Raw genomic sequence first — 24,908 nt, 5'->3', positions numbered from 1 at the left:
TGATGAAACACGGCCTAGACCTGGGGGTTGATCCCCAGGTCCGGTTGCCAATCCACGATCCAAGAATTTCTTCCAACGACATTTGAACCCTCGGCCACGCGCCCTCCGTACGGGAGGGCACAACGGCAAAGCTTCAGCACCGAGGGGATGTCATGTCGAAAAGCAGGTTCGTCCTACCGCTCGCCGTCATCGCGGTCGTGATCAGCTTGACCGTCGCCGCTGTCGTACTGGCGAAGGTGAACCAGCCCGGATCCGGCAACCAGTTCAAGTCGGTGCTGGGTACGGTCGACCGGCCGGACATGGGCGGCGACGAGCACGCGGCCCACGGTGGGGACAAGGGTCCGACCGAGCCGGTGATCGTGCAGGCCGCGCCGAACCGCAGCGATGTCTCGTTCTTCCGGGCGGAGCTCAGCGGTGACGAGGAAGTCCAGGAACAGGGCGGCCCGAAGGTCGGCGACGACAACGGCAGCGCCACCGCCTGGCTCCGGGTCACCGGCAAAGAGGTCACGTTCGCCCTTTCCTGGAAGGGAATCCAGGCGCCGACAGCCGCGCATCTCCATCTGGGCAAGGCCGGTCAGAACGGCGACGTGAAGGTGCCGCTGTTCGCCTCCAAGCTGCCGAACGGTGTCAAGGCTGTGACGGGGACGCTCACCGCCGATGCTGCCGTCGTGGACCAGCTGGTGGGTGACCCGGACGGCTTCTACGCCAACGTGCACACGGCCGAGTTCCCCGGCGGCGCCGTACGTGGCCAGCTGCGCCCGCTGGACAAGGCGTTCGACTTCAACAGCGTGCTGCAAGGTGGACCGCTCACCTCGCTGGACGACGGCAAGCAGGAGATCGCGCCGAAGGACGGCAAGGCCGCCGGCGACCCCGACGGGCACGCCACCGCGCTGGCCCGCGCTTGGGGCAACTGCGTGGCCTACTCGTTCAGCTGGTCCGGGATCCAGCCTCCGACCGTCGGCCACATCCACAAGGGAACGGCCGGAAACAACGGTGACCCGGTCGTCCCGCTGTTCGAGGCCACGCCGAACGGCCTGCCTCGCACGATCACCGGCATCGCCGGCCAGATCGAGGGCATCGACCCGGCGATCGTCGACCGGATCAACGCCAACCCCTCGAACTACTACACCAACCTGCACACCGGTGAGTTCCCCGGCGGTGCGGTACGTGGCCAGCTCTTCCGAGCCGGCTGACCTTTACCCGAACCAGCTTCCGAAAGGCCAACCATGCTTACGAAACTGCGGACCGCGGCACTCGTCTCCGTCGCCGTCATCGGACTGCTCACCGCCGGATGCGGCGCTGCCGACAAGCTCACCAGCTCCGCCAACGCCAACCAGCAGAAGGCCGCCTCGCCCTCGGCGTCCGCCGCCGACGAGCTCACCGCGGCACTGGGTACGGCCAGCAACGACCGGCTCGGCGACATCGTCACAGACGAGCAGGGTCGTACGCTCTACCGCTTCGACCAGGACACCAACAACCCGTCGGCCACGAACTGCGTCGACGCCTGCGCCGAGAAATGGCCGCCCGTCCTGGCCGGCGAGAAGGTCAACGTCGACGGCATCGAGGCCGATCTGGTCGGCACCGTCGACCGGCCGGACGGCAGCCAGCAGGTCACGCTGAAGGGCTGGCCGCTGTACCGCTTCGCCGACGACAAGCAGGCCGGTGACATCAAGGGCCAGGGCGTCCAGGGCACGTGGTTCGTCGCCGCGCCGGACGGAGCGAAGGCGCCGGCGGCCCAGCAGAAGCAGGACGACAAGCAAGACGACAAGCAGGAAGACAAGCAGGACGACCAGGGTAACCAGGACGACCAGGACAACCAGGACGATCAGCAGGACGACGATTCGGGTTACGGCTACTGATGGCACCAACCCCGGTGGACGTCGTACGATCTGCAGGCATGCCGCGGCTCGTACGACGTCCGGCTGTCGACGATGACCAGTTGATGGCTGCGCTGTATCGTCAATATCACGCCGGCCTGCACAGTTTCGTACTCCGACTGGCGGGCGGGGACCGCGCGTACGCCGAAGATGTCGTCCAGGAGACGATGGTGCGCGCATGGCGCAACGCCGCGCGGCTGGATCTGACCGGACCTTCGCTGATGCCTTGGCTCGCGACCGTCGCACGCCGTATCGTCATCGACGATCAACGACGTCGCCAAGCCAGGCCACCGGAAGGGGGTGACGGTCCGTTGGAGAACCTGCCCGTGCCCGACCAGACAGAGCACTTGCTGCGTTCGGTCGTGGTCGCGGACGCTCTCAACGAGCTGTCGCCCGCCCACCGCGAGGTGCTGACCGAGACGATCCTGCGCGACCGAACAGTCAACCAGGCATCCGAGGTGCTGGGAATTCCTTTGGGTACCGTGAAATCACGGGTCTACTACGCACTTCGTGCACTTCGGGTCGTACTCGAGGAAAGGGGCGTGACGTCGTGACGAGCAACGTCCAACACACAGATGTCGGCGCCTACGCCCTCGGGCTGTTGGAAGAATCCGACCGGCATGCGTTCGAGGCGCACCTGGCGACCTGCCCGGCGTGCCAGGCGGAGTTGCGTGAGTTCGGTGAGATGGCGCAGCTGCTGGGAGAGGTCCGGCAGAACCCTCCGCAGGCACAGCATCCCGAGCAGAGCGAAGTCTCCGGAAAGCACGTGGGCCCGGGCCCTACTGGATCCGGCGTTGCTGCTGACCCGCGGTCGGCGCCGGTGGTCGACCTGTTGCGCCGCAAGGCCACGGCTGACCGTTCCCGCAGGCGGGGGCGGGTGGCGCTGGCGATCGCCGCGGGCGTGGTGCTGGTGGCTGGTGGCGGCGCGATCGGCGTGGTCCTCGGCGGTGACGAGCCGGCCGGGCAGCACGACGTCGCCGGGCCGACCGGACCGGCCGAGCAACTGCTGATGACCGGTGCCCGGACCTCCGCGACCGATCCGAAGACCAAGGCCGCCGGTGTGATCGCGGTGGAGACGAAGCCCTGGGGCACGCATGTCGCGCTGCAGCTCGAGAACGTCCGCGGGCCGCTGGAGTGCGAGCTGGTGGCGGTCAGCACGTCGGGTGCGAAGCGAGTGGTCACCGGGTGGGCCGTCCCGCCGAAGGGGTGGGGTGTCCCAGGCTCACCGAAGCCGGGCATGCTCCACGGCGGCACATCGTTCAAGCGCGACCAGATCGCCCGGTTCGACGTCATGATCCTCGGTGGCGAGCGCGACGGTGAACGGCTGCTGAGCATCCCCGCCTGACCAGGACCGGGCATCCCGGGCAGGACCGGACCGGAATCCGGGAGAATCGGTCTCGGACGAGTGGTCGCGGACGCGTGGGAGGCGGCGGGATGCCGGTCAGTGTGGTGTACGAGCCCGCGTGGATCGACTGGCCGGTGTGCGTGAACGCGCGTGACCTCGGCGGGCTCCCGACCGCCTCCGGCGGCGTGATCCGGCGGGGCGCGCTCGTACGCACCGACGACCTGCGGCACCTCACGGCCGCGGGCAAGGCCGCGGTGACGGCGTACGGCGTGCGCCGCGTGGTTGACCTGCGCAACGTCGAAGAGCTCGAGCGCTGGCCGAACCCGTTCGCCGGCGACGCGTCGATGTACGCCCACCGCGCCGTCGCGCCGACCCAACAGGCTCCGATCGAGGACCTCGCGGCCGACTACGTACGGATGGTCGACATCCACGCCGAGCTCTTCGCCTCGGCGGTCGCCGCGATCGCGTCGGCGCCGGCAGGTGGAGTCGCGGTGCACTGCTCGGGTGGCAAGGACCGCACGGGTGTGGTGACGGCGCTGGCGCTGGCCGTGGCGGGCGTCGACGAGGCCTACCAACTGGCCGACTACCTCGCGACCGGCGACCGGCTGCACCTGATCAACGAGCGCAACTTCCCCAAGAACGACCCGCGCGGCCTGGCCCGCGCGGAACGGCTCCACGGCCGGATGGACGCGGCCGTCCTGACCGGCGTGCTCACCCACCTCCGCCGGAAGTACGGCGGCGCCGAAGGCTATCTCCGCCACGGGGGACTCGGTGCTGCCGACCTGGACGCGCTGCGGGCCCGCCTCGTCCAGCCGGGCTGACCGGCGAGACGAAGTGGCGCTCCGGCAGCGCCTGCCGCTGCCGGAGCGCCATCTCGCGAAGGCGGACGACGGGTATCGCTTGTCGCGGGTTGCCGGCGGCCGCTACGGGCTGGTGCAGGCAAGGGTCGGGATCGTCGGCGTACTGCCTGACGCCACGAAGCCGACCGTGGCCGTGCCGTTCGGTGCGATCGTGCGGTTCCAATCGGCGTTCCGCACGGTCACCGTACTCGCGGTCTGTGAGTACGTGCCGTTCCACAAGGAGTTGATCGTCTCACTGTTGGTGTACGACCAGCTCGCGGTCCAGCCGCTCATGGCTTCCGTACCGGTGTTGCGAACGGTGACCTCGCCCTGGTAGCCGCCGGACCAGGGGTTCGTGATCCGCATCGTCGCGCTGCAGGCGCCAGGTGTCGGGTCGGGGCCCGGTCCGGGGCCTGAGCCCGGTCCGATGCCGGTGACTTCACCGTTGCCACCGTCGAAGGTGACATCGGAGCAGCTGAAGAAGTTCTCGCTGCTGTCCGAACGCACCCAGCGCATGTAGATGATGTGCCGGCCGCTCTTACCGGACGGCAGGTTCCCGTTCCACCAGTAGTAGGTGTCGGCGTTACCAGGCCCACCGGTCGCCGGCGGGTTGGTGGCGGTGCCGAACTGCTCCAGGTCGCTCCACTTCAGACCCTGCGACGGGGTCCAGCCGTTCCGGGTCACGTACATGTAGAACGTGCCGGGGTGGTTGGCCCAGTTGTTGTACCTGAACTGCCAGGCCGCGCCCGAGGTCAGGTGGGTCAGCGGCCAGTCGTCGCGGTTGGCGTTGAACCCGGTGAAGTCGTACGGCCCACCGGTTCCGCCGCTGCACAACTGGTTGTCGGGGATGAACCCAGTCGTACGGCCGGCGGCGTCCGAACGGAGGACGGCGAACCAGTTGTACAACGGGGTGGCCCCGGTCTGGGAGATCGCGGCCGCGCATGCCGGGTTGTTCGGGACGATCTGACCGCTCTGCGTCAGGCCGTCCTTCCAGCACAGGTACGTGCGGCTGCCGGGTGAGACCGGCGTGCCGTGCGCTTGCGCGGACGGCGCGGCCCAGAACACGGTTGCGATCAAGGCGAAGAGGATGGCGGAAAAGCCGAGCACACGCCGCTCTCGCTTCCTCACAGCGCCTCCCTTCGATGGTTTCGATAGGTGAGGACCCTTGCTGACGCTGTATTGATCAAGTGTGTGGGAGCGCTCCCAAGTCGGAGTGTAGTGCGTCTGAATTCTTTTGTGAACGGTTTGTATCCGTCGAACCAAGGGTTGGCTTCGGGCCTTCGGGCAGGCGTTGGTCCGGATCGGCCATTCGCCCGTATTGCGCGAAACTCTCGCGACGGCGAACCTGGGGCGGTGGCTACCTCTGACTCTGTTTCTGACGCTGCCTCTGTCTCCAGCCCGGTCCAGCCGTGGCAGTGGGACGAACCGACCTGGCGCGGACACGTCGACCGCGTACGGGCGGGCCGCTCGCTGGCGCCGCCGGCCTGGCCGGGTGGCGCGCGGGTCGCGGTCGCGCTCTCGTTCGACCCGGACCACGAGACTCTTCCGCTGCGAGACGGTGAGACGTCGCCGGGCAAGCTGTCGCAGGGGGAGTACGGCAGCCGGGCGGCGGCGCCCCGGATCCTGCGGCTGCTGGAGGCCCGTGGCGTACGCGCGTCGTTCTACATGCCGGCGGTGTCGGCGCTGCTGCATCCGGCCGAGGCGCGGGCCTATGTCGCGGCCGGGCACGAGCTCGCGCTGCACGGGTGGATCCACGAGCGGAACGTCCAGCTGTCGGCCAAGGACGAGCGCGAACTGCTGTTCCGGTCGGCCGACACGCTGGAGCAGGTCGCAGGCGTACGTCCGGTCGGCATCCGTACACCGTCCTGGGACTTCAGCCACCACACGCTCGACGTGATCCGTGAGCTCGGCCTGCTCTACGACTCCTCCCTGATGGCCGACGACGACCCGTACGAAATCCTCGCCGACGGCGTGCCGACCGGCGTCGTCGAGATCCCGGTCGAATGGATCCGCGACGACGCCCCGTACTTCGTGATGGACCGGTTCACCGGCTCCCGGCCGTACACACCACCGCGTGCGGTGCTCGGCATCTGGCGGGACGAGTTCGACCAGGCGTATGCCGAGGGCGGGCTGTTCCAGCTGACCCTGCACCCGCACGTCAGCGGCCACCGTTCCCGAATGGTCGTACTCTCCGAGCTGCTCGACCACATCGCCGCCCACGAAGGCGTCTGGTACGCGACCCACGCGGAGGTCGCGGAGTACGTCAAGTCAGCCGCCGCCGGCTAGGCCGAGCACCTCCGGGCTCGGTCGGTCAGGTCTTGACGCTCGCGGATCGGCGCCGGTAACGTCGACCCCCCTTCGCAACGAGGCCTTCGTCGCTGACGGGTGGGGATTCACATCCACCACTCGCTCACCGGAGGCCAGGTTGACCGGCGACTTTCGCCTTCTCCTGTTCGGCCAGACCGCCAGCCAGCTCGGCGCGCAGGTCAGCGCTATCGCGATTCCGCTGCTGGCCGTGCTCACCCTGCACGCGTCCCCGCTGCAGCTCGGACTCCTCACGGCGTCCGGCACGCTCGCGTTCGCGGTCATCGGGCTGCCGGCCGGCGCCTGGATCGATCGCCACCGCCGCCGTCCGATCCTGATAGCCGCCGACCTGGCCCGGACCGCCTTGCTGGCAAGCATTCCGCTCGCCGCGATCCTCGGCGTCCCATCGATCGGGCACCTGATCGTCGTCTCGTTGCTGGCCGGCGTCGCCAGGGTGTTCTTCGACATCGGTTACCAGAGCTACCTGCCCACGGTCGTCGGCACGCGCGCGCTGGTCGAAGGCAACTCGGCCATGGAGGCGATCCGTGCGACGGGACAGGTCGCCGGACCCGGCCTCGGCGGCTGGCTCGTCACTCTGATCGGTGCCGCGAACGTCGTGCTGGTGCAGGCCTGCGCGTTCGCGGTGTCTGCCATCTCTCTGCTCACGATCCGCACCAACGAGCCGGACGCACCGCCGCGACAGGCGCGGCCGGGACTGTGGCTCGAGATCAGAGCCGGCGTCCGGTTCCTCGCCGGCCATCGGCTGCTGCGTGCCACCGCCCTCACCAGTACGGCCGGCAACGTCGCGTTCGCGATCGCCTCGGCTGTGAACGTCGTGTTCCTCGTCCGTGATGTACGCCTGTCACCGACCGCGCTCGGCGGCCTGCTCGCCCTCGGATCGGTCGCCGCGATGGCCGGTGCCGCTCTGACGCCACGCCTCACCAGGCGGTTCGGCGAGAGCACCCTCGTCTGGCTGGCGCTCGCCGTGACGGGACCCATCGCGCTGCTCGGGGCGTTCGCCCGGCCCGGCTGGGCGGCCGTTCTGTCCGTGGCCGGCATCGCGGCCGGCGAGTTCGGCCAGGTCGTCTACGCGATCACGAGCGTCAGCCTCCGCCAGCGGCTCTGCCCGGAGCACCTGCTCGGCCGCGTCAACGCCACCGTGCGCTTCGCCACCATGACGCCGTTCCCCGTCGGGGCGATGCTCGGGGGCGTGCTCGGCGAGCTGATCGGCCCGCGCCTGACGCTCCTCGCCGCCGGGGTGGTGGTCGCGCTGTCGCCGGTGCCGGTTTACCTCGCGTGGCGCGCGGATGGGAGGGGTCCCCGCCTACCACGCGTACAAAGCTGGCATGGACAGTGGTGGCCTCGTGGTTCTCGTCGTGCTCCTGGTGGTGGCCGCGGTGATCGTGCTGGTGGGGGGTAACGCGAGCCTCGGCAAGGTACGAACGCGGCGTTACGGCCGCCTGCACGAAGCTGCCGGCAGCGTGGAGCTGCTACGGCAGGTCATCGACAGCGGTACGCCGGTCGACCAGACCGACAAGCAGGGCAACACCGTGCTGCACTACGCCTACTACACCGGCAGGGAAGCCGCGATCGACAACCTGCGGGCGTTCGGCGCGGACGACAACCTGCGCAACAACGAAGGCCTCACGCCACCGGAGATGGCCGACGTGGCGGCCACGGAGCGCCTGCTGGCCGAGTGTGCCGAATACCTGGCCGCACACGGCACCTGGCGCGATCCGGCCGCGGCCAGGCCGATCTACGACCGCCTCCAGGAGCACGCGCCCCGGATCTTCAATCCCGCCTTGGTACGCCTGATGCAGCGATACGGCAGGCGCCGCAGGCTGCTGGTGCTCGCCATCAAGATCGGCATGCCCGGGTCGGAGGAACGACTGGAGCAGGTGCTGTTCGCCTACGGCGACCAGCACATGGCCGTCGACTACCTCAACGCCGGCTCCGCCGCGCTCCGGCGTTCGGCCGAGATCTGGGCACGCCGCAACGGCTACCAGGTCTACTACCGCCAGGGCCGGGCCGGCGTCGGCTGGGGAACGTTCTGAATAGCCTGGTCAGCAGCCCGGTCAGCAGCCGGTCAGCGCCCGGTCGCGCCGTCGATGAGCTCGCGGACGATGTCGGCGTGGCCGGCGTGGCGGCCGGTCTCCTCGATCAGATGGGTGAGAGTCCAGCGCAGGGCCGGTGCCGGGCCGCGCCGCCCACCTGGGCGCGGTCCGGCCGCGGCGAGGTCGGGGCAGCCGGCGATCAGCTCGTTCGCGCGGGCGCTCGTTTCCTGGTACGCCAGAACGACCTCCTCGACGCTCTCGGAACGGCCCGCCCGAAACGTCGCCGCCCAGTCGTCCACCGGTTCGCCGAGCAGCCAGTGCCGCTCGACGTACGTGAGGTGCTTGACCAGCCCGAGCAGGTTGGTCCCCGACGGCACGCCGGGCGTACGAAGCTGTGGTTCCGGCACACCGTCGAGCTTGGCGATCACCGAGGCGCGCAGGTAGTCGAGGAAGCCCAGCAGCACGGCCCCCTCTTCCGGTCCCGTGCCTGGAGGTCGGGCATCACGGCGGCGCGTTGTCGGCATGGGTCGTACCCTCGCCGCAGCCGCCCTCGAACGCACGAAATCTTGCCGAACCGGCAAACGCTCAGCGGACCGCGGTCGTCGACGGCCGAACCCCCAGCTCGTGCACAGCCCGGGAAAGCGGATGCGGCCGGTCCGCGCCACGCCGTGGACCGACCGAGGAAACGTCCGGCGCCACGAACCCCACCGCGAACGCCGGCGAGTCGTCCGGCAGCCCGAAGTCCCGCCCGGCAGCGGAGGCGAACAAGGGGTCGGCGACCACCGAGTGCCGGTCGTGGCCGAGCGCTCGCCAGTCCTCGTCGACCACCTCGACGAGCGACCAGCGCAGGTCGGCGTCCTTCCTCCCGTTGCCGGCCACCCGCACCGGCCCACCCACATCCCAGAAGACGTTGAGGTCCGACACCAGGCCGTACCCCCTCACGTCGCCCTTGCCCGGCCCGCCGCTGAACGCGGGAACGCCCTCGTCACACAGCACGACGTTGCGTTCGAACGTGAAGCCCACCTGCGGCTCCGGCCGCGTGATCGCCACCGCACCCTGCCGCCCGTACGCGAACACGTTGTGGCGTACGAGATTCTCCCGCCCGTAGTGCTGGTGGAAGCACTGGCTCGACAGGTCGTGGCACACGTTGCCCTCGACCACGACGTGCGACGATCCCTCGTCCAGATAGATGCCCCAGCCGCCGTAGTTGGCGCACGACACGTCGTGGATCAGGTTCCCGCGTACGACGGTTCCGGGCGCGACGCCGAGCAGGTAGACGCCGCCCATGTCGTTCAGCAACCCCTGCCCGAGGTTGTGGATGTGGTTGCCGACGATCTGGTTTCCGCTGGACGGACTGGCGTCGTAGCCCCAGACCCAGCCGCACGAGATGCCGGTGTAGAAGAAGTCGTGGATGTGGTTGTGCGCGAGCACGTTGTCGGCCGCGTGCCGCACCAGCACGGCCACACACTGTGGGTACATCCGCCCGCCCGCGACGATCTCGTTGTCGGAAACCTCGTTCCGACAGGTGAATTCCGCGGAGGACGGCTCGGGCGAGCCGCCCATCTTCACCCCGCCGGCGCCGAGGTCGGACAGCCGGTTGCCGCTCAGCAGGTTGTGCCGGCAGCCGTCGCCGAGGTCGATGGCGTACCCGCCGACCTGCTCGACCACGCAGCTCGCCACCGAGCAGCCGCGCGCGTCCGCGAACTCCAGCGCCGCGCCGACGTCGGCCGCGGCCTGCGGTGCCGCCGCGAACTCCACGTCGCGCGGCAGCAGCGGGTCCTCGCGGTGCCCGAACGGAGCCCGCGATCCAGGCGCCCGGGACCAGTCGGCGTGCTGGAACACCAGCCCCTCGAACCGCACCGAGCGGACCGAACGCGCCCGGACGAACCGGGGGAGTACGGGCACCGTCGCGGTGAAGCCGGCGATCTGCTCGTCGGGCAACGGCACGTAGAGGATCCGCCCCTCCGCCTGGTCGTGATACCACTCGCCGAGCACCGAGCCGAACGCCTCGCGCACGTTCTCCAGGTAGTACCGCGCGAACCGCCGGGCCGCGTCGTCGCGCAACGAGAAGATGCTGCGCAACTCGCAGTGGACGAACTGCTCGTCGATCCGCGCGACCGGCATCCGCTCCTGGATCCAGTAGTGCGGGATCACCACCTCGACCGCGCCCGGATCGCTGAGCTCGGGCAGATCGCCTTGCTCGTAACGGAAACGGTCGGTCCCGTCGAACAACGTGCTCACCATGTCGGCGCTCAGGTCGAGCCCGGGCTGCTCGGCGATCCGGAGGAAGCCTTCGCGCGGCCACCGAGGCCGCGGGCAGCGCCGGCCGCCGACGAACAACGAGCGCCCGCAGTGTTCGGCGGCGGGCGCCGGCGCCGCCCAGACCGTACGCCCGTCGACCTCGATCTCCTCCCACGAGGTCAGCCGGACGCCGCCGTCGAACACCGGCCGTCGGTCGGGATCGAGCGCCGCGAACGTGGTGTACGAGTCGTCCGGCCCGAGCTCCAGTGCTTCGGTCATGGGGTACCGGCCGGGCGCGATCCACACGATCGCCGGCGTTCCAGGGGTGCGGACTCGGCGGAGGTACGCGACGGCCGCGTTCAGGTCGCGCACGGGATAGCCCGGGCTGCCGTCGCCGTACGGAGATCCACCTGGCGAGACGAAGATCTCCAGCTCTGGAAGGGCGATGCTCACCTGGTCACGCTAGGTGGCAGTTCTTCCTGCGATCAAGCGGTTGAGCCCGGCCGGCCGGTTCGTGGCCAGTTTCAGTCATCAGTCCCGTGGTGGGCTGGAGGCCTGCGCCCAGAACCGTTGCGGGATCCGGCCGGCCAGCCGCGCCAGCCGGCCGGCCTCGACTGCGGCCCGCATCGCCGCGGCCATCTTGACCGGATCCTGCGCGCGGGTGACCGGCGTGGCCAGCATCACCGCGGCGCACCCGAGCTCCATCGCCTGCGCTGCGTCGGACGCAGTGCCGATCCCAGCGTCCAGCACGACGGGCACGCCTGCGTGCGCCACGATCAGCTCGATGTTGTGCGGGTTGCGGATGCCGAGGCCGGTTCCGATCGGCGAGCCGAGCGGCATCACCGCCACGCACCCGGCGTCCTCGAGCCGGCGGGCCAGCACTGGATCGTCGTTGGTGTACGCAAGCACGTCGAAGCCGTCAGCGACCAGTTGCTCGCAGGCGTCCAGCAGCTCGAACGGATCGGGAAGCAGCATCCGGTCGTCGTGGACGACCTCGACCTTGATCCAGGTGGTGTCGAGGGCCTCGCGGGCCAGCTGTGCCGTCAGCACGGCCTCCGCCGCCGTCCGGCAGCCGGAGGTGTTGGGCAGCGGACGGATGCCGAGCTTACGCAGGAGATCGAGCACGCCCGGCCCGCCGGAAGCGTCGACCCGGCGCATCGCGACCGTCGTCAGCTCGGTGCCGGACGCGACCAGCGCGCGCTCGAGGATCGCGAGGTTCGCGGCGCCGCCCGTGCCCATGATGAGCCGTGAGCCCAGCTCGGTGCCGGCGATCACCAGCGGATCGTCCATGGTGTCGGTCAACCTCCTTGTACGGCGGACAGGATCTCGACGACCGAGCCGTCTGCGAGGGTCCGGCTGGACCAGGCGGCACGGGGTACGACGGCGTTGTCGACCGCGACCGCGACGGACGGCGGCGCGTCGAGCAGGTCGAGCACGTCGCGTACGGTCGCGTCGTCGGCCAGCTCGCGGGTCGTCCCGTTGACGGTGACGTTCATGACAGCAGCTCCAGGACTTTCTCGGCGGTGATCGGTGCCAGCAGGAAGCCGTTGCGGAAGTGCCCGGTCGCGGCGACCAGCCCCGGCTCGAGCCGTTCGACGATCGGCAGGTTGTCGGGGCTGCCCGGGCGCAAGCCGGCGTTGCTCTCGACCAGGGCGTACTCCGAGATCCCCGGCAGCACGCGCTCGCCGTCACGCAGCAGGTCGCGTACGCCGGAGACCCGGACGCCGGTCTCGAAGCCGGCTTCGTACTGCGTGGCGCCGAGCACGACCTCACCGTCGCCGCGCGGGACGAAGTAGACCGGACGGCCCTCGACCGTGCCGCGGACCGTCGTGACGGGCGGCGGCAGCGAGCCGCGGCGGGCGCGCAGCCGGAGGATCTCGCCCTTCACCGGGCGGACGCGTTCGGCGAGTGCGGGGTGGAGCTGGCCGCTCCACGCGCCGGCCGCGATCACGGATTGGCCGCAGTGGATCGTCGTGCTGTCGGCCAGGTCGACGCGCCCGGCCGACACGGTGTGGGCGGCCGTCTCGCGTAGCTCGACTCCGGTCTTGGCGCAGGCCTGCCGGAGCGTCGCGAGCAGGGCACGGTTGTCGACCGAGAGGTCGTGGGGGAGCCAGAGCCCGCCGCGTACGGCCGGACCCAGCGTGGGCTCCAGACTGCGCAGCTCACGGGAGGTCTTGTGGTCGGCGTGGTGGCCGAGCTTGCCGAGGTGGCCGGCGAGCTCGTCGAGCTGGGTCAGGTCGGCGCTGTCGACGGCGACGACGATGGTGCCGTCCGTACGCAGGCCTGGCTCGGTGCCGGTGACCTCGCGCAGCTGCTCGGCGAAGCCGGGCCAGTGTTCCAGCGCGGCCACGCCGAGCGCCAGCAGGTCCTCCTCGCCGTGCCAGGCCTCCGAGACCGGCGCGAGCATGCCGCCGGCCACCCAGGAGGCACCGGACGCCGGTGCGGGGTCGATCAACGTGACGTGATGGCCGGCGGTGGCCGCCCGCCAGGCGACCGACAGGCCGATCACGCCTGCCCCGACGACAGCGACGGTGCTGCCGGAGATCGATGTGGTCATTCGCGCTCTCCCTGCGCCGGCATGATCCGGGTCAGGTTCGACGGTCGGAGCCGGTCGTGGCTCCCTCTCAGCCCGGCGTGCCTCCGGACTCCCGTGTCAACCGGCATCCACCGTAGCGCGGTCTTGTAGCGTGAACGACGTGCCAGGACTGAGCGGTGACCAGATCCGGATCCGGCTCGCGTCCGCGCGGTTGTATCTCTGCACCGACGCGCGCCGCGATCGCGGAGATCTCGCCGAGTTCGCCGAGGCCGCGCTGAGCGGCGGCGTCGACGTGATCCAGGTACGCGACAAGGGCGGCGAGGCGCTCGAGGCCAAGCAGGAGCTGGCCACGCTGTCGGTGCTCGCCGAGGCGTGCGCCCGGCACGACGCGCTGCTCGCCGTCAACGACCGGGCCGACATCGCGCTGGCCGCCGACGCCGACGTACTCCATCTCGGGCAGGACGACCTGCCGGTCCGCTGGGCCCGCCGGATCGTCGGCGAGGAGATGGTGATCGGGCGCTCGACGCACGACGAGGCGCAGGCCCTGGCCGCTGCCAGCGAGCCGGGCGTCGACTACTTCTGCGCCGGCCCGTGCTGGCCGACACCGACCAAGCCGGGACGGTCCGCGCCAGGGCTCGACCTGGTCCGATACGTCGCCGGGCTGGGCACCTCGCGCCCGTGGTTCGCGATCGGCGGCATCGACCTGGACCGGCTGCCGGAGGTCACGGCGGCGGGCGCGTCCCGCGTGGTCGTCGTGCGGGCGATCACCGACGCCGACGACCCGAGCCGAGCCGCGTCCGCCCTGGCAACCGGGCTACGCTAAGGTTTCCTCGGTCCTCCTTCATGGGGATCGGTACGGGCTGTGGCGCAGTTTGGTAGCGCACCTGACTGGGGGTCAGGGGGCCGTGGGTTCAAATCCCGCCAGCCCGACTACGGAGACAAGGAGAGTGTGCTCGCAAGAAAGCGCGAGCCACTCTCCTTCGTCGTTTACCCCGGGGGACGACCCCCGGACCCCCGCGGCAACCGTGGCTCTGCGCGTGTGCTCGCAAGAAGCGCGAGCCACTCTCCTTCGTCGTTTACCCCGGGGGACGACCCCCGGACCCCCGCGGCAACCGTGGCTCTGCGCGTGTGCTCGCCGAAGGCGCGAGCCACTCTCCTTCGTCGTTTCACCGGGGGACGACCCCCGGACCCCCGCGGTTTGTGGTGGCTTCGGGAAGCTCTCCGGCAGGTGTTGTGAAGATGCTGTCGAGAACGCCGGTTCGAGCCTCTCGCCAGTGCACGATGCCAAGCATGACCAGCTTCGACGTGCGGCAACGCGGCCCGCGTAACCTCCCGCAGTGGCCGCGGCCGTCGACGGCACCGCGTCGGATGGCGGTCTGGATGGTGGCGCTGCCGGCCTTTCCGGCTGCTGCCCTCGCGGCCGCGGCATCGCTCGCCGAGATCGAAGGCGCGTTCCTCACCCACCTCGAGTGCGGCGGCTCGGCCGCGCCCTCCTACGCGCTCTTCCTGCTGCTGTCGGCGTTCCCCGTCCTCTGGCTGGTGCAGACCGCACTCGTCACCGCTCCCGCGTTCGTGCTGGCGCTCGCCACCCGCCGCCGTCTGGTCGTGGTCCTCGCCGTCGGAGTGCTTGCGAGCCTGATGCTTCCCGCGGTGGCCAGCGGGTTCTTCGCCTGGTCGGGTCTGCCGGTCTACGGGGGCGTTTGCCCATAATCGTTCACACCGGGTATACCAGGCTTATACACTGTGTCCGGTATACGAGACAAGATCGTCACAGGCCTTGACGTGTCCTTATCTATCGGACATGTTCGCTCATATGGAGCGACGATTTCTTCTGGTTAGTCGCCTGCATGTGGATCTCGGCCGGCTCGCAAGCGGCCTCTGTACGCGTCGCTGAGCTCGGCTCGCACGACGCAATTCTCCTGCGCCACTGAAGTTTCGCGCGCTTTACTCCACCTCTTCAGCGGAGGGGCTCATGTCCTTCATCAGGGCAGTCCACCGACGAACGATCGCCGGTGTGCTCGGCGTCGCGGCGCCGATCGCCTTTATCTCGACACCCGCAGTCCAGCAAGCCCTGCCCAAAGACGGGCGGGGGGACATCGACGTTTTCACATCTACGGCCTCCGGTTCGGACGGCCAGAACTACACCGTCACCAACCACGTACGAAAGGACCTGCTCACCCAAATCCAGGACACCGGCCGGCGCCACGAATGGCTGCTGGTCTGGGCCGGCGACGAGAACGTCGCCGACACCGCCGTACGCGACGCCAAGCGGCTGCCGGGCGACCTGAGCCTGGCCGATCCCGCCAAGACACTCGGCAACCTCGCCGATCCGTTGCCCGGACCGGACTTCCTGGCGGTCATCGACGCCACCAAGGGCTCACCGACGTACGGCAAGGTGGTCAACACCGCCATCGTCGGCCCGTTGGTGGAGAACGAACCGCACCACATGCAGTACATCTGGCACAAGGGCGACCGGATCTACGCCGGTGGCCTGTTCACCGACACGACATACGTCTTCGACGTCAAGAAGCTGCCCGAGCTCAGCCTGGAAGGCATCAACCTGCCGACCGACACCTTGTGCGGCTCGGTGCCTGACGCCTACTGGGTGCTGAACGACGGCACGGCCTACGGCACCTACATGGGTGGGCCCGACGTACCAGGTCCGTGCCTCTACAGCGACGGTTCGGTCCGCAGCGGCAACGGATTCGCCGGCTCGCCCGGCGAGATCGTACGCATCGACCGCCACGGCAAGACGCTCTCCGAGATGCCTGCCGCGCTGCCACTGCTCGAGGCAGAGGACGCGAAGTACTGCGTCAACATCCCCGCCCTGTCGTTGCCGACCTGCGCCAACCCGCACGGCATCCAGGTACGCGAGGACCTCGACCGCATGGTGGCAAGCGACTACGCCGAGCCGAGGAACATCATCCTCGACCCGGTGAAGCCGTTGTCACCTCACATCGCACGCCCGACGATTCGCATCTTCGACATCTCCGGCCGCAACCGGGCCAAGCTCGTCTCCTCGACGATCCTGCCGGACGGCCCGCGCAAGGAGAAGAACCCCGCGCACGAAGAGAACATGGCCGTCATGGAGACCACGGTGACGAACCTGCCGCGGCACAAGGGCGCGTTCGCCGAGTCGATGTGTGGTGGTGCGATCTACTACACGCCGGACATCACCGACCCGACGCCGAAATGGCGTGAGGTCTTCGACGGTACGAAAGCGGCGTACGAGGTCGATCCGACGGTCACCGAAGGCGGCGCCTGCGCCGGCGGTGGCTGGGTGCAGACCAGCCTCGACGACAAGTACCTCTACCACGCCGTGATCGGCCGCAACGAGGGCTCGACCGGCGCCGACGACCCGGGTACGCCCAAGATCGTCTACTCGCTGAACATCGAGAAGCTCCTCGCGTCCGGCGGCGACCCGACGTGCGAGATCGACACCATCCAGGAGGTCAAGAACGGTGGAGCCGAGGCCGACTGCCCAAGCCTGGCAGGCGTCCTGGAGTTTCCCGACGTGACCGCGGGCGGCCCGCACTGGGGCGCGCTGGACAACTTCGAGCTCGGCGCGGACGGCTTCTACCACGAGACGACCGACGTACGCCGGATCGCGGTCTCCGACTATTTCGTCGCCCGCACCGGCATCGACGGCAACCACAAGGTCTACATCGCCGATGTGAGCCCGGACGGCAAGCTGTCGTTCGACACCTCGTTCATCGACGAGAACGAAGGCACGGTTGGCGTGAGCTTCAACCGCAAGTCGTGGCCACACGGCGACTTCGGCAACGCCAAGCCACACTCGCAACTGTTCGTCGTGGCTGATGAGGATCTCCGCTAGGAGGCCAGGGGTGGCGGTCGTCGCAGTGCTCGTCACTGGGGCCGCCACCCTGCTCTCTCCACTTTTCGCCAACCCCGCTTGGGCGAACGGCACGAGCCATCACGACCAGGCCGCGGACTCCGGCGTCGACCAGCTGGTCGTACGGATTGTCCTGCTCACGGCCGGTGTGGTCGTCGCGGGCATCGGCGTCTTCGCGCCGTTCACGAAGTCGCCGGCCGGGCGGCTGCGCCTGCCGGCGGGCATCGCAGCCGGCCTGGCGGTCGTGGCCGGGCTGCCCGGCTTCAACCGCACGGATCTGCGGCTGTTCGTGCTGTTCCTCCACCTCGCCCTCACCGTCGCGGTGCCGCTTCTCCTGCAGGAGGTGCGGTTGGCGTGCGCGGCGGGCCTGCTGCTGACCGGGTTGCTCGGCTTCGAGGCCGCCTTCGCGTACGAGGGACTCGCGCGCGGAGCCGGTGTCGCGCACGTGGTCGGCGCCGTGGCGTGGATCGGCGCCACGGCAGTGGTCGCGGCGGCGACTGCGAAGGAGCGCGGCCGGCTGGCGAAACGCCTGCTGCCGTACGCCGCCGGAGCCGCGATCGTCGTCGCCGGTACGGGAGTCCTGTCGGCACAGCTGTCCGGCCTGCGACTCGACGAGCGGTTGCTCACGTCGGGGTTCGGTCGCATCGTGCTGGTCAAGTGCGCGATCGTCGTCGTACTCGCCGGGCTCGGCGTCTACCTGTTCCGCCGCCGGGCAGCACCCGTGCACGCCGTCCGCTTCGCCGCGATCAGCCTGACCGGTGCGCTGGTCGCGGGCACCGCGCTGGCGGCCGTCCCGGTCGTCGCCGCCGATCCCGGCGTACCGCTGTTCCGCCAGGTCGACCTCGCGGGCGTCCGGACGCCCGTCCTCGTCACGCCGCATCGACCGGGCAGAAACCTCGTGCACATTGGCGGATCGGACCCGGCGTCGGTCGCTGCCGGGCTCGACACCGGCGCGCTGCGGCAGGCGGCGACCCGAGCCGGGTCGAACGGTGCCTGGGTGACGGTCGACCTGCCGGCCGGCCGGAGCACACTGCTGCTCCGCCGGAACGGCGAGACCACCAAGCTCGTCCTCGACGCCGGCCGGCAGGGACGTGCCCCGGCCGGCGCGACCGGCCCGGACGGTCCCGAGTGCGCGAGCGCCGTACTCGGTCGCCTGCTGGCCGGTGCACAGCCACCGCAGCCGCTCGCCTGCCCGGCCGATCGCCTCGACCCGCCGGACGCCGCCGCCGTACGTGGCATGGCGGCCCAGCTGGTCACTCGCAAGGTCAGGTCCGTCGTCCTGCTGGCCGACGACTCGCCGCGCTCGCAGCTGGCCGGGCAGGCGGTGCGGGCCGCACTGGCCCGTGCCCACGTCGCGGTGCGCACGTCCGGAACGCGGGGCGACGCGCTGATCGTCCTCACCGGCTGGTCACCCGCGGCCGTACGGCTGGCGGAGGTGAGCGCTCGGCAGGACCGCACGTCGACCTTCCCGTACGGCATCTACCTCGCGCCCTGGCTGCTGACCGACCCGGTCGTCGGCTCGGCGGCCAGCGTGCTGCTGCCGTTGCGCTTCGACCCGCATGCCCGGGAGCCGAGCACGTACGCCGCGCTCGTACGCGAGGCGTTTCCCGGCGAGGCGCCGTCGGCGGTGGGCCTCCAGGCCTGGCTCGCCGAGCGACCGGACCGCCCGGCCAGGCTCTACACCGCCTCTCGTCTGGCGTTCCTGCCCAAGCAGTTCCAGCACCACGAGAACGACCAGGGCTGGTTGCGCGGCGGAACGGTCGTGCCCGCGAGCGGACCTCTGGCACCCTGACTCCAGGGTTCGCCGTAGATCCGGACCGGACGCGAACGGGCGAGCTGTGGTAGTAACCCAAGGGTGAGCGACGAGTTTCCGAGACAGTACGCACGCACCCGCAGGTTCAGCAGCGGCGTGCCGAAGCAGTTCACGATCACGCCCGACGGCAGCCGGGTGGTCTTCATCAGGTCCGGTGGCAACGATCCGGTGCAAGCGTTGTGGACGCTGGATCTCGACAGCGCGACCGAGACGCTGGTGGTGGATCCGGCCACACGGGGCAGCGACGAGCAGGCCGTCACCGCGGAGGAACGCGCCCGCCGCGAGCGCGCTCGCGACCCGGGCGCGGGTATCACGACGTACGCCACCGACCGGGCCGTGCGGCTCGCGACGTTCGTCCTCGGCGGGTCGCTGTGGATCGCCGACCTGGAGAGCGGCGACGTCCGGCAGCCGCCGGTGTCCGGCCAGGTCGTCGATCCGCGGCTCGATCCGGGCGGCACCGCGATCGCGTACGTGTCCGAAGGCTCGCTGCACGTCGTCGACGTCGAGCGTGGCGGCGACCGCGTGCTCGCCGCGCCGGAGGCGCCGGACGTGACGTACGGTCTGGCCGAGCACGTCGCGGGGGAGGAGCTCGGCCGCACCCGTGGCTTCTGGTGGTCGCCCGACCGCGACCGGCTGGTCATCGCCCGGGTCGACGAGAGCGCTGTTGGCCGCTGGTACATCAGCGACCCGGCCAATCCGGGAGCCGAGCCGCGAGCGGTGCGCTATCCGGCCGCCGGCAGGCCGAATGCCGAAGTGTCGTTGTGGATTCTCGGTCTCGACGGTTCGCGGGTCGAGGTCGACTTCGACCGCACCGGCTACGAGTACGTCGTCGCGGTCGGCTGGAGCAAGGCGGGCTTGCGGATCGCGGTGCAGAACCGCGCGCAGTCGGTGTTGCGCGTGCTCGACGTCGATCCGGCAACCGGTGCCACCACTGTGCTGCGTGAGGACCACGATCCGTGCTGGGTTCCGGTCGTTCCGGGCACGCCCGCGTTCACCTCGAGCGGTGCACTGGTCTGGACCGTCGAGGAAGGCGAGACCAGGCACCTGCTGGTGGGCGACACGATCGTCACCCCTGTAGGCCTGCAGGTGCGCGGGATCGAGAGCGTCGACGGCGAGACGGTGCTGTTCCGCGCGTCCGACGAGCCGACCGAGGTCCACCTGTGGACCTGGTCGCCGACCGGCGGGCTCAGCCGGGTGACCGAGGTGGCGGGCGTCCACTCCGGCCAGCTGGCCGGCGGCACCCTGGTCGTCTCGTCCAACACGCTCGGGCAGCCTGGCACGCATGTGGGGGCGACGCGACCCGGCCGCGCGCCCGTCACGATCGAGTCCCGCGCGGAGGCGCCACTCATCACGCCGCACGTGGAGTTCGTCCGCTGCGGCGAGCTCGAGCTGCGAACCGCGGTGCTGTTTCCGCAGGGACACGTTCACGGGTCCGGCAAGCTGCCGGTGCTGCTCGACCCGTACGGCGGACCGGCCGGCCAGCGCGTGCTGGCCACCCGGCAGGCCTACCTCGTCTCGCAGTGGTTCGCAGACCAGGGCTTCGCGGTCGTCATCGCAGACGGACGCGGGACGCCTGGACGCGGTCCGCGCTGGGACCGGCTGATCTACCAGAACAAGATCGACCTCGCGGTCGAGGACCAGGTCATCGCGCTGCAGGGCGTCGCGGACGTCTACCCCGACCTCGACCTCGGCCGGGTGGCGATCCGCGGCTGGTCGTACGGCGGAACGCTCGCCACCGCGACGGTGCTGCGGCGACCGGACGTGTTCCACGTCGGGGTGGCCGGCGCGCCGAACATCGACCAGCGGCTCTACAACACGCATTTCCAGGAACGCTATCTGGGCCACCCGGACGAGTACCCGGACGTCTACGACGCCTGCACGTTGCTCGGCGACGCACCGAAACTGCGGCGACCGCTGATGCTGATCCACGGCCTCGCCGACGACAACGTGTCGGTCGCGCACACGTTCCGGATGTCGTCGGCGTTGGTGGCCGCGGGGAAGCCGCACACCGTACTGCCGCTGGGCGGTGTCACGCACCTGACCGCCCGCGACGAGCTGACCGTGAACCTGTTCAAGCTCGAGGTGGAGTTCATCCGGCAGGCGTTCGCCGAGCAGGCGTAGGTGCCGGTGTCGGCCTAGACGATCTATTCCAAGGGGTCGCCTGACGCGCGACGCCTGGCATCCACGCTGGCTGCGTTGTCGTCGATCGCCGGAGGCCCCTCCTGGCTCCTCCTCCGCCTTGCCAGCGCGGCGCCATGCGCCGCGCGCTTGACCGGCGACCCCTTGGAATAGATCGTCTAGGCGAGTAGCTGCTCGATGGCGCGCGAGCGTTCGAGCAGTTGCTCGCTCACCTGCGCCTGGATCGCCTTGACCAGCTTGGCCTTGTCGTCGTCGGTGAACCTGAACCAGCGGGTCCCTGGGACGCTGATCGCCTGAGCCAGCAGGCGTTCCCGCGAGGGCGGGAGCAGCCAGTCCGAGAACTTCGCGACCGCCCGGCCCACCGCGGTCTCGTCGAGCTTGTCCATGGCCGGGTCGAAGATCGGGTCGACGACCCGTTCGATGAACGTGTTGAGGTGCTGCATCACGCCCTGCGGCAGCACGAAGACGTCCGGCGGGAGCACGATCCTGGTCGACAGCGCCGAGCTCGGCAGCCCAGCGGCTGTGCACAGCGCCTCGGCCTCGGGCGCGATGGCGTTGTCGAGTTTCAGCTCGAACGGGCAGAAGATCCGGTCGCGGGTCTGCTTGCCCTCCGGTGTCGTCAACCAGTCGAGGAACAGCCCTTGGCGCAGTTTGAGACCGTCGAGGTCGTCCGGCGTTCCGGTCGAGCTGCCCCGGCCCGCGCCGAAGCTCCAGTCGATCCAGGCACGGTAGAGCTGGGCCGTGAACTCGACGATGCCGGCCTCGAGCACGTCGGTGAGCGCGGCGGAGCCGGCCAGCCGCTTGACGCCCTCGCGGAACGCGTCGACCCGGGCCCGCCAGCGTCCGTACGACGCCAGCCCTTTCGCGACCGCCAGCGACGGCTGGTCGATCGAAGCCACCTGGGAGTCCGGAAACGTTGCCACACAGAGATCACGGACGAACGGCATGCGAGAACCGCCGCCGGTCGTGAGTACCAGCGCCGGCCGCCGCGACTGGCCGAGGTGGTCGCACACCGCGGCCAGCTCGACGCGAGCTTTGTCTCGCCAGCCATCGGGGCGGCCGGCCAGTCCGGCTACGTCGACCTCGGACAGCCGGTTCCAGCAGGTCTCGACCACCCAGGCTCCGCGTTCCTCGAGCTCCGGCTTCGGAAGCTGGACTCCCGCGAACGCGGCCTCCTTGTGGCGACGGCAAAGCCAACGCAGCAAGGCCTTCTCGTCGTCCTGCCCGAGCCGGCGACGATCGTGTGGGTCGAGGACAGCAGCGGTCACGGCGGCCATGACCTCCTCGTCGATGGCGCGGCAACCGAGGTCCTGGCCGAACGGCAGGTTGTCCGCGCCCGCGTCGGTCACGAGGGTGAAGTCGGTGGTGGAGGAACCGATGTCGACCACGAGTACCGGCCGGACGTCCACCGCGACCTCGGCTTCGTCGTGTACGTGGAGGAACGCCGACTGCGACTCCGGTACGAGCCGGACCTCCAGCGGGCGCAGGCGGGCCTCGAGCTGTTCCGCGTAGATCCGAACCGCTTCGGGTGGCCAGCCGGCGGGATGGCCGACGTAGAGAACACAGTTGTCCGGCGCGGCGATGTCCGGGTGCTGTTCGGCGAACTCCTTGACGAACCAGTACGCGAACTCCGCCGAGTCGAGCGGCTCGACCAGGCCGACTCCGGTGCGCCTCGGCATCGTCTTGAAGTTGGTCAGGATCTCGCGTGCGTTGGGCAGGCGCAGGGCGCGCTCGCCGATCACTCTTTCGTTGCCCACTCTGGCGATCGCGGTGACGACACTGGTCTCGTCGCCTGCCCTGGCGTACGCCCGGATCCGGCCGGGCGCTGTTGTCCAGGCATCGGGGCCTACGGCCGCACGGGCCTGCCCCGTTCCTTCCCGGTCGGACCAGGCGATCGCGCTCTCGCCGTCGCCGAGGTCGAGCCCGATCGCGTACCGGGGGTTAGCCATCGGTCGTTCCGAGGGCGGGGAGCACCGGCCCGAGCGCGGCCAGCAGCTCGGCCACTTCGGTGGCGTTGGGCGGAACGGGATACGGCAGCGTCAGCAGCTGGTGCAGCTCGGGGGAGAAGAGGCCGGTCGGTGAGCTGACGGCCTTGTGCCAATGGTCGTGGTCGAGCACGAGCCGGCGGAAGAACTCGCGGTGCTCGTTGCGGAGGATCAGCAGCTTGGTCAGCTGGAGCGGGAAGATCTCGTCGTTCTGCCGCGGCGGCTGGTAGGCCATCGCGAGGTTGAGTACGTTGACGAACCGCTTGAGCCGGCGTGGGTTGGTGCCGAGGCCGACACGCAGCATCTCCCAGAACGGTTCGGCGCCGGCGAGTGCGCCGACGCTGCCGGCCAGCATCGTTCGTACGGCCGGAAACCCTGTCTCCGGCAGGAAGAACGGCAGCTGCACGATCTTCTCGAGATAGTGGAGGCCGGCGGTCGCGCCATCGCTTCCATTGCTCAGCGCGCCGCTGAACTTCTTCGTCGACACAGCGGTCAGGACGTCGAAGTCCAGCGCGAGCACGAAGACACAGCGGGCGTTGCCGAGGAAGAGCTTGAGCGACTCGAGTACGGCGATGGCCGCGTCCGGCGTGCACCGGTCGAGGTCGTCGATGAAGACGAACAGCCGCCCGTTGCCGGGGACGGCTTCGTCGACCAGACGGGCGAAGTCGTCCTCGAACTGGTTGATCCTGTGGTACTGCTCCGTGTCGTCCCTGGCGAAGTCGTCCAGCAGGGTGTTGATCTGCTCCTTGCCGATCACGCCGGCGGTCGCGAGCGAGGCGACGTTGCCGAGTCCGGCCCGAAACGACAGCCAGGTAGCGGATTTCGCGAGTCTTGTCGCGCGCTGGGCGAGGCTGGGCTGCTTGCCGAGTTCGGCGAGCATGGTGTGCAGCAGAGCCGACCAGACCTCGACCTTCTGGTCGTACTTCCAGGGGTTGAACCAGATCGTCGGCGTCTCCGGCTCGTTGGCGCGTAGCAGGTTCTGCCACATGCCGAGGAAGCTGGACTTGCCGGTGCCCCACCCGCCGAAGATCCCGACGGTCAACGGCAGCGGCGTGGCGTTGCGTACGGCTTGGTCGAGCTGCCTCACGTGCGGCGCGAAACCGAACGTGTCCTGGTCCAGGTCGGTGACGGGATTGTCGGTGAGCGGCATCATCCGGCCATTATCAGACGTTTGGCCACCAACGTGTAAGTGGGCAACATCCACCTAGGCGCGGATGCGAGGAGGCGACTGATGGATCGCGAAAGTTCCCTGGTCGAGCTGGTCGACGCGGCCGGGCATGCGATCGGTTCCACCACGGTCGCCGAGGCGCACCAGTTCCCCGGCCGCAGGCACCGCGCGTTCTCCGTCATGCTGCGCGATCGTGCTGGGCGGGTGCTGCTGCAGCAGCGGGCGGAGGTCAAGACCCGTTTCGCGCTGCGGTGGTCCAACACCTGCTGCGGCCATCCCGAGCCAGGGGAGGACGTGCCCTCGGCGGCCGCGGTGCGACTACGCGACGAGCTGGGGCTCAGCGCCCTGATGCTCGACGAGATCGGCGTCTATCCGTACCGCGCGACCGACCAGGCCACCGGGCGGGTCGAGGACGAATACGACCACGTCCTCATCGGCACCTGGGACGGCGTGGCTCCCCAACCCGATCCGGCTGAAGTCGCCGACTTTCGCTGGGTGCCGATGAACCATTTGCGCATGGACCTCGATCGGCACAAGGACTCCTACACGCCTTGGCTGGCCGGCGTCCTGTCCATCGTGATCGGCAGCATGCCGTTGAATCTCACGCATTGATATCCGTGTTTGGGTTCAACCCCCAGGAGCGAATGCCTTCTACACGCGGTGTTCGCGTGTTGTTAACGGTTCGTTCCGCGCTCTGAGGTCTGGTCCCTGGCACCATGCGTTGATTCCTTCCATGACCAGGCGCTGGACAGAG

Annotated in this window: 22 protein-coding genes and 1 tRNA gene; 15 read left to right on the top strand and 8 right to left on the bottom strand. The window is 69.6% G+C overall.

Annotation, left to right across the window (positions count from 1 at the left end; translation table 11 throughout):
- Positions 1-152 precede the first annotated feature (152 nt).
- From ACYVF6_RS42820 to ACYVF6_RS42800, 5 genes are all read left to right on the top strand, one after another.
- Positions 153-1,193, top strand: coding sequence for a CHRD domain-containing protein (locus tag ACYVF6_RS42820; protein WP_460531668.1), 1,041 nt, complete (start codon positions 153-155; stop codon positions 1,191-1,193).
- A 33-nt stretch (positions 1,194-1,226) separates the two neighbouring features.
- A complete protein-coding gene (locus ACYVF6_RS42815) occupies positions 1,227-1,859 on the top strand; it encodes a hypothetical protein (RefSeq protein WP_460531665.1) in 633 nt (210 codons plus the stop codon).
- A 38-nt stretch (positions 1,860-1,897) separates the two neighbouring features.
- Entirely contained in the window at positions 1,898-2,431 is a 534-nt protein-coding gene (locus ACYVF6_RS42810; protein ID WP_460531662.1) for a sigma-70 family RNA polymerase sigma factor, read from the top strand.
- Positions 2,428-3,222: an anti-sigma factor family protein gene (locus ACYVF6_RS42805; RefSeq protein WP_460531659.1), complete on the top strand. Its 795-nt coding sequence runs from the start codon at positions 2,428-2,430 to the stop codon at positions 3,220-3,222. Before ACYVF6_RS42810 ends, ACYVF6_RS42805 begins: the two co-directional genes overlap by 4 nt.
- Before the next feature lie 89 nt (positions 3,223-3,311).
- On the top strand, positions 3,312-4,043 hold the full coding sequence (locus ACYVF6_RS42800; protein WP_460531656.1) for a tyrosine-protein phosphatase: 732 nt from the start codon (positions 3,312-3,314) through the stop codon (positions 4,041-4,043).
- Positions 4,044-4,145: 102 nt separating this feature from the next.
- On the opposite strand, the gene ACYVF6_RS42795 is transcribed toward ACYVF6_RS42800, so the two are convergent.
- On the bottom strand, positions 4,146-5,138 hold the full coding sequence (locus ACYVF6_RS42795) for a lytic polysaccharide monooxygenase auxiliary activity family 9 protein (RefSeq protein ID WP_460531653.1): 993 nt from the start codon (positions 5,136-5,138) through the stop codon (positions 4,146-4,148).
- Positions 5,139-5,414: 276 nt separating this feature from the next.
- Here ACYVF6_RS42795 and ACYVF6_RS42790 point away from each other — a divergent pair, with 276 nt between their 5' ends.
- The 3 genes from ACYVF6_RS42790 (at position 5,415) to ACYVF6_RS42780 (ending at position 8,419) form a co-directional block, all read left to right on the top strand.
- Positions 5,415-6,347: a polysaccharide deacetylase family protein gene (locus ACYVF6_RS42790; protein ID WP_460531650.1), complete on the top strand. Its 933-nt coding sequence runs from the start codon at positions 5,415-5,417 to the stop codon at positions 6,345-6,347.
- Positions 6,348-6,486: 139 nt separating this feature from the next.
- Positions 6,487-7,785 carry an MFS transporter gene (locus ACYVF6_RS42785; protein WP_460531648.1) on the top strand — a complete coding sequence of 433 codons (1,299 nt, stop codon included), beginning with the start codon at positions 6,487-6,489 and terminating at the stop codon, positions 7,783-7,785.
- Positions 7,712-8,419: a hypothetical protein gene (locus ACYVF6_RS42780; protein ID WP_460531645.1), complete on the top strand. Its 708-nt coding sequence runs from the start codon at positions 7,712-7,714 to the stop codon at positions 8,417-8,419. The genes ACYVF6_RS42785 and ACYVF6_RS42780 overlap by 74 nt, the downstream gene beginning before the upstream one ends.
- Positions 8,420-8,451: 32 nt before the next feature.
- Here ACYVF6_RS42780 and ACYVF6_RS42775 read toward each other — a convergent pair whose 3' ends face one another.
- The 5 genes from ACYVF6_RS42775 to thiO form a co-directional block, all read right to left on the bottom strand.
- Complete coding sequence (locus ACYVF6_RS42775) at positions 8,452-8,883, bottom strand: DinB family protein (RefSeq protein WP_460531643.1); 432 nt, start codon at positions 8,881-8,883, stop codon at positions 8,452-8,454.
- A 121-nt stretch (positions 8,884-9,004) separates the two neighbouring features.
- Positions 9,005-11,113: a right-handed parallel beta-helix repeat-containing protein gene (locus ACYVF6_RS42770; RefSeq protein ID WP_460531640.1), complete on the bottom strand. Its 2,109-nt coding sequence runs from the start codon at positions 11,111-11,113 to the stop codon at positions 9,005-9,007.
- Positions 11,114-11,191: 78 nt separating this feature from the next.
- A complete protein-coding gene (gene thiG / locus ACYVF6_RS42765; RefSeq protein ID WP_460531637.1) occupies positions 11,192-11,950 on the bottom strand; it encodes a thiazole synthase in 759 nt (252 codons plus the stop codon).
- 8 nt (positions 11,951-11,958) lie between these two features.
- A complete protein-coding gene (gene thiS, locus ACYVF6_RS42760) occupies positions 11,959-12,156 on the bottom strand; it encodes a sulfur carrier protein ThiS (RefSeq protein ID WP_460531634.1) in 198 nt (65 codons plus the stop codon).
- Positions 12,153-13,217: a glycine oxidase ThiO gene (gene thiO, locus ACYVF6_RS42755; protein WP_460531631.1), complete on the bottom strand. Its 1,065-nt coding sequence runs from the start codon at positions 13,215-13,217 to the stop codon at positions 12,153-12,155. The genes thiS and thiO overlap by 4 nt, the downstream gene beginning before the upstream one ends.
- A 139-nt stretch (positions 13,218-13,356) precedes the next feature.
- Here thiO and thiE point away from each other — a divergent pair, with 139 nt between their 5' ends.
- From thiE to ACYVF6_RS42725, 6 genes are all read left to right on the top strand, one after another.
- Complete coding sequence (thiE, locus tag ACYVF6_RS42750) at positions 13,357-14,019, top strand: thiamine phosphate synthase (protein WP_460531626.1); 663 nt, start codon at positions 13,357-13,359, stop codon at positions 14,017-14,019.
- Between the two features lie 33 nt (positions 14,020-14,052).
- Positions 14,053-14,126 (top strand) — tRNA-Pro (locus ACYVF6_RS42745).
- A 360-nt stretch (positions 14,127-14,486) separates the two neighbouring features.
- Positions 14,487-14,906 carry a hypothetical protein gene (locus ACYVF6_RS42740; protein WP_460531624.1) on the top strand — a complete coding sequence of 140 codons (420 nt, stop codon included), beginning with the start codon at positions 14,487-14,489 and terminating at the stop codon, positions 14,904-14,906.
- Between the two features lie 262 nt (positions 14,907-15,168).
- Positions 15,169-17,031, top strand: coding sequence for a hypothetical protein (locus ACYVF6_RS42735; RefSeq protein WP_460531621.1), 1,863 nt, complete (start codon positions 15,169-15,171; stop codon positions 17,029-17,031).
- 10 nt (positions 17,032-17,041) lie between these two features.
- Positions 17,042-18,841: a hypothetical protein gene (locus ACYVF6_RS42730; RefSeq protein WP_460531618.1), complete on the top strand. Its 1,800-nt coding sequence runs from the start codon at positions 17,042-17,044 to the stop codon at positions 18,839-18,841.
- A 63-nt stretch (positions 18,842-18,904) separates the two neighbouring features.
- Positions 18,905-20,983 carry a S9 family peptidase gene (locus ACYVF6_RS42725; protein WP_460531615.1) on the top strand — a complete coding sequence of 693 codons (2,079 nt, stop codon included), beginning with the start codon at positions 18,905-18,907 and terminating at the stop codon, positions 20,981-20,983.
- Positions 20,984-21,159: 176 nt separating this feature from the next.
- Here ACYVF6_RS42725 and ACYVF6_RS42720 read toward each other — a convergent pair whose 3' ends face one another.
- Together ACYVF6_RS42720 and ACYVF6_RS42715 are read right to left on the bottom strand one after the other, a co-directional pair.
- Positions 21,160-22,950 (bottom strand): Hsp70 family protein, encoded by a 1,791-nt coding sequence (locus ACYVF6_RS42720; protein ID WP_460531612.1) that lies wholly within the window; start codon positions 22,948-22,950, stop codon positions 21,160-21,162.
- Complete coding sequence (locus ACYVF6_RS42715; protein ID WP_460531609.1) at positions 22,943-24,139, bottom strand: KAP family P-loop NTPase fold protein; 1,197 nt, start codon at positions 24,137-24,139, stop codon at positions 22,943-22,945. Before ACYVF6_RS42715 ends, ACYVF6_RS42720 begins: the two co-directional genes overlap by 8 nt.
- A 78-nt stretch (positions 24,140-24,217) precedes the next feature.
- Between ACYVF6_RS42715 and idi the strand changes: the two genes are divergently transcribed.
- Positions 24,218-24,766, top strand: coding sequence for an isopentenyl-diphosphate Delta-isomerase (idi, locus tag ACYVF6_RS42710; protein WP_460531606.1), 549 nt, complete (start codon positions 24,218-24,220; stop codon positions 24,764-24,766).
- Positions 24,767-24,908 lie beyond the last annotated feature (142 nt).

The sequence above is a fragment of the Flindersiella endophytica genome, assembly GCF_054779015.1.
The sequence above is the reverse complement of the archived record's forward strand: the minus strand, read 5'-3'. Positions and strand labels throughout refer to the sequence as shown.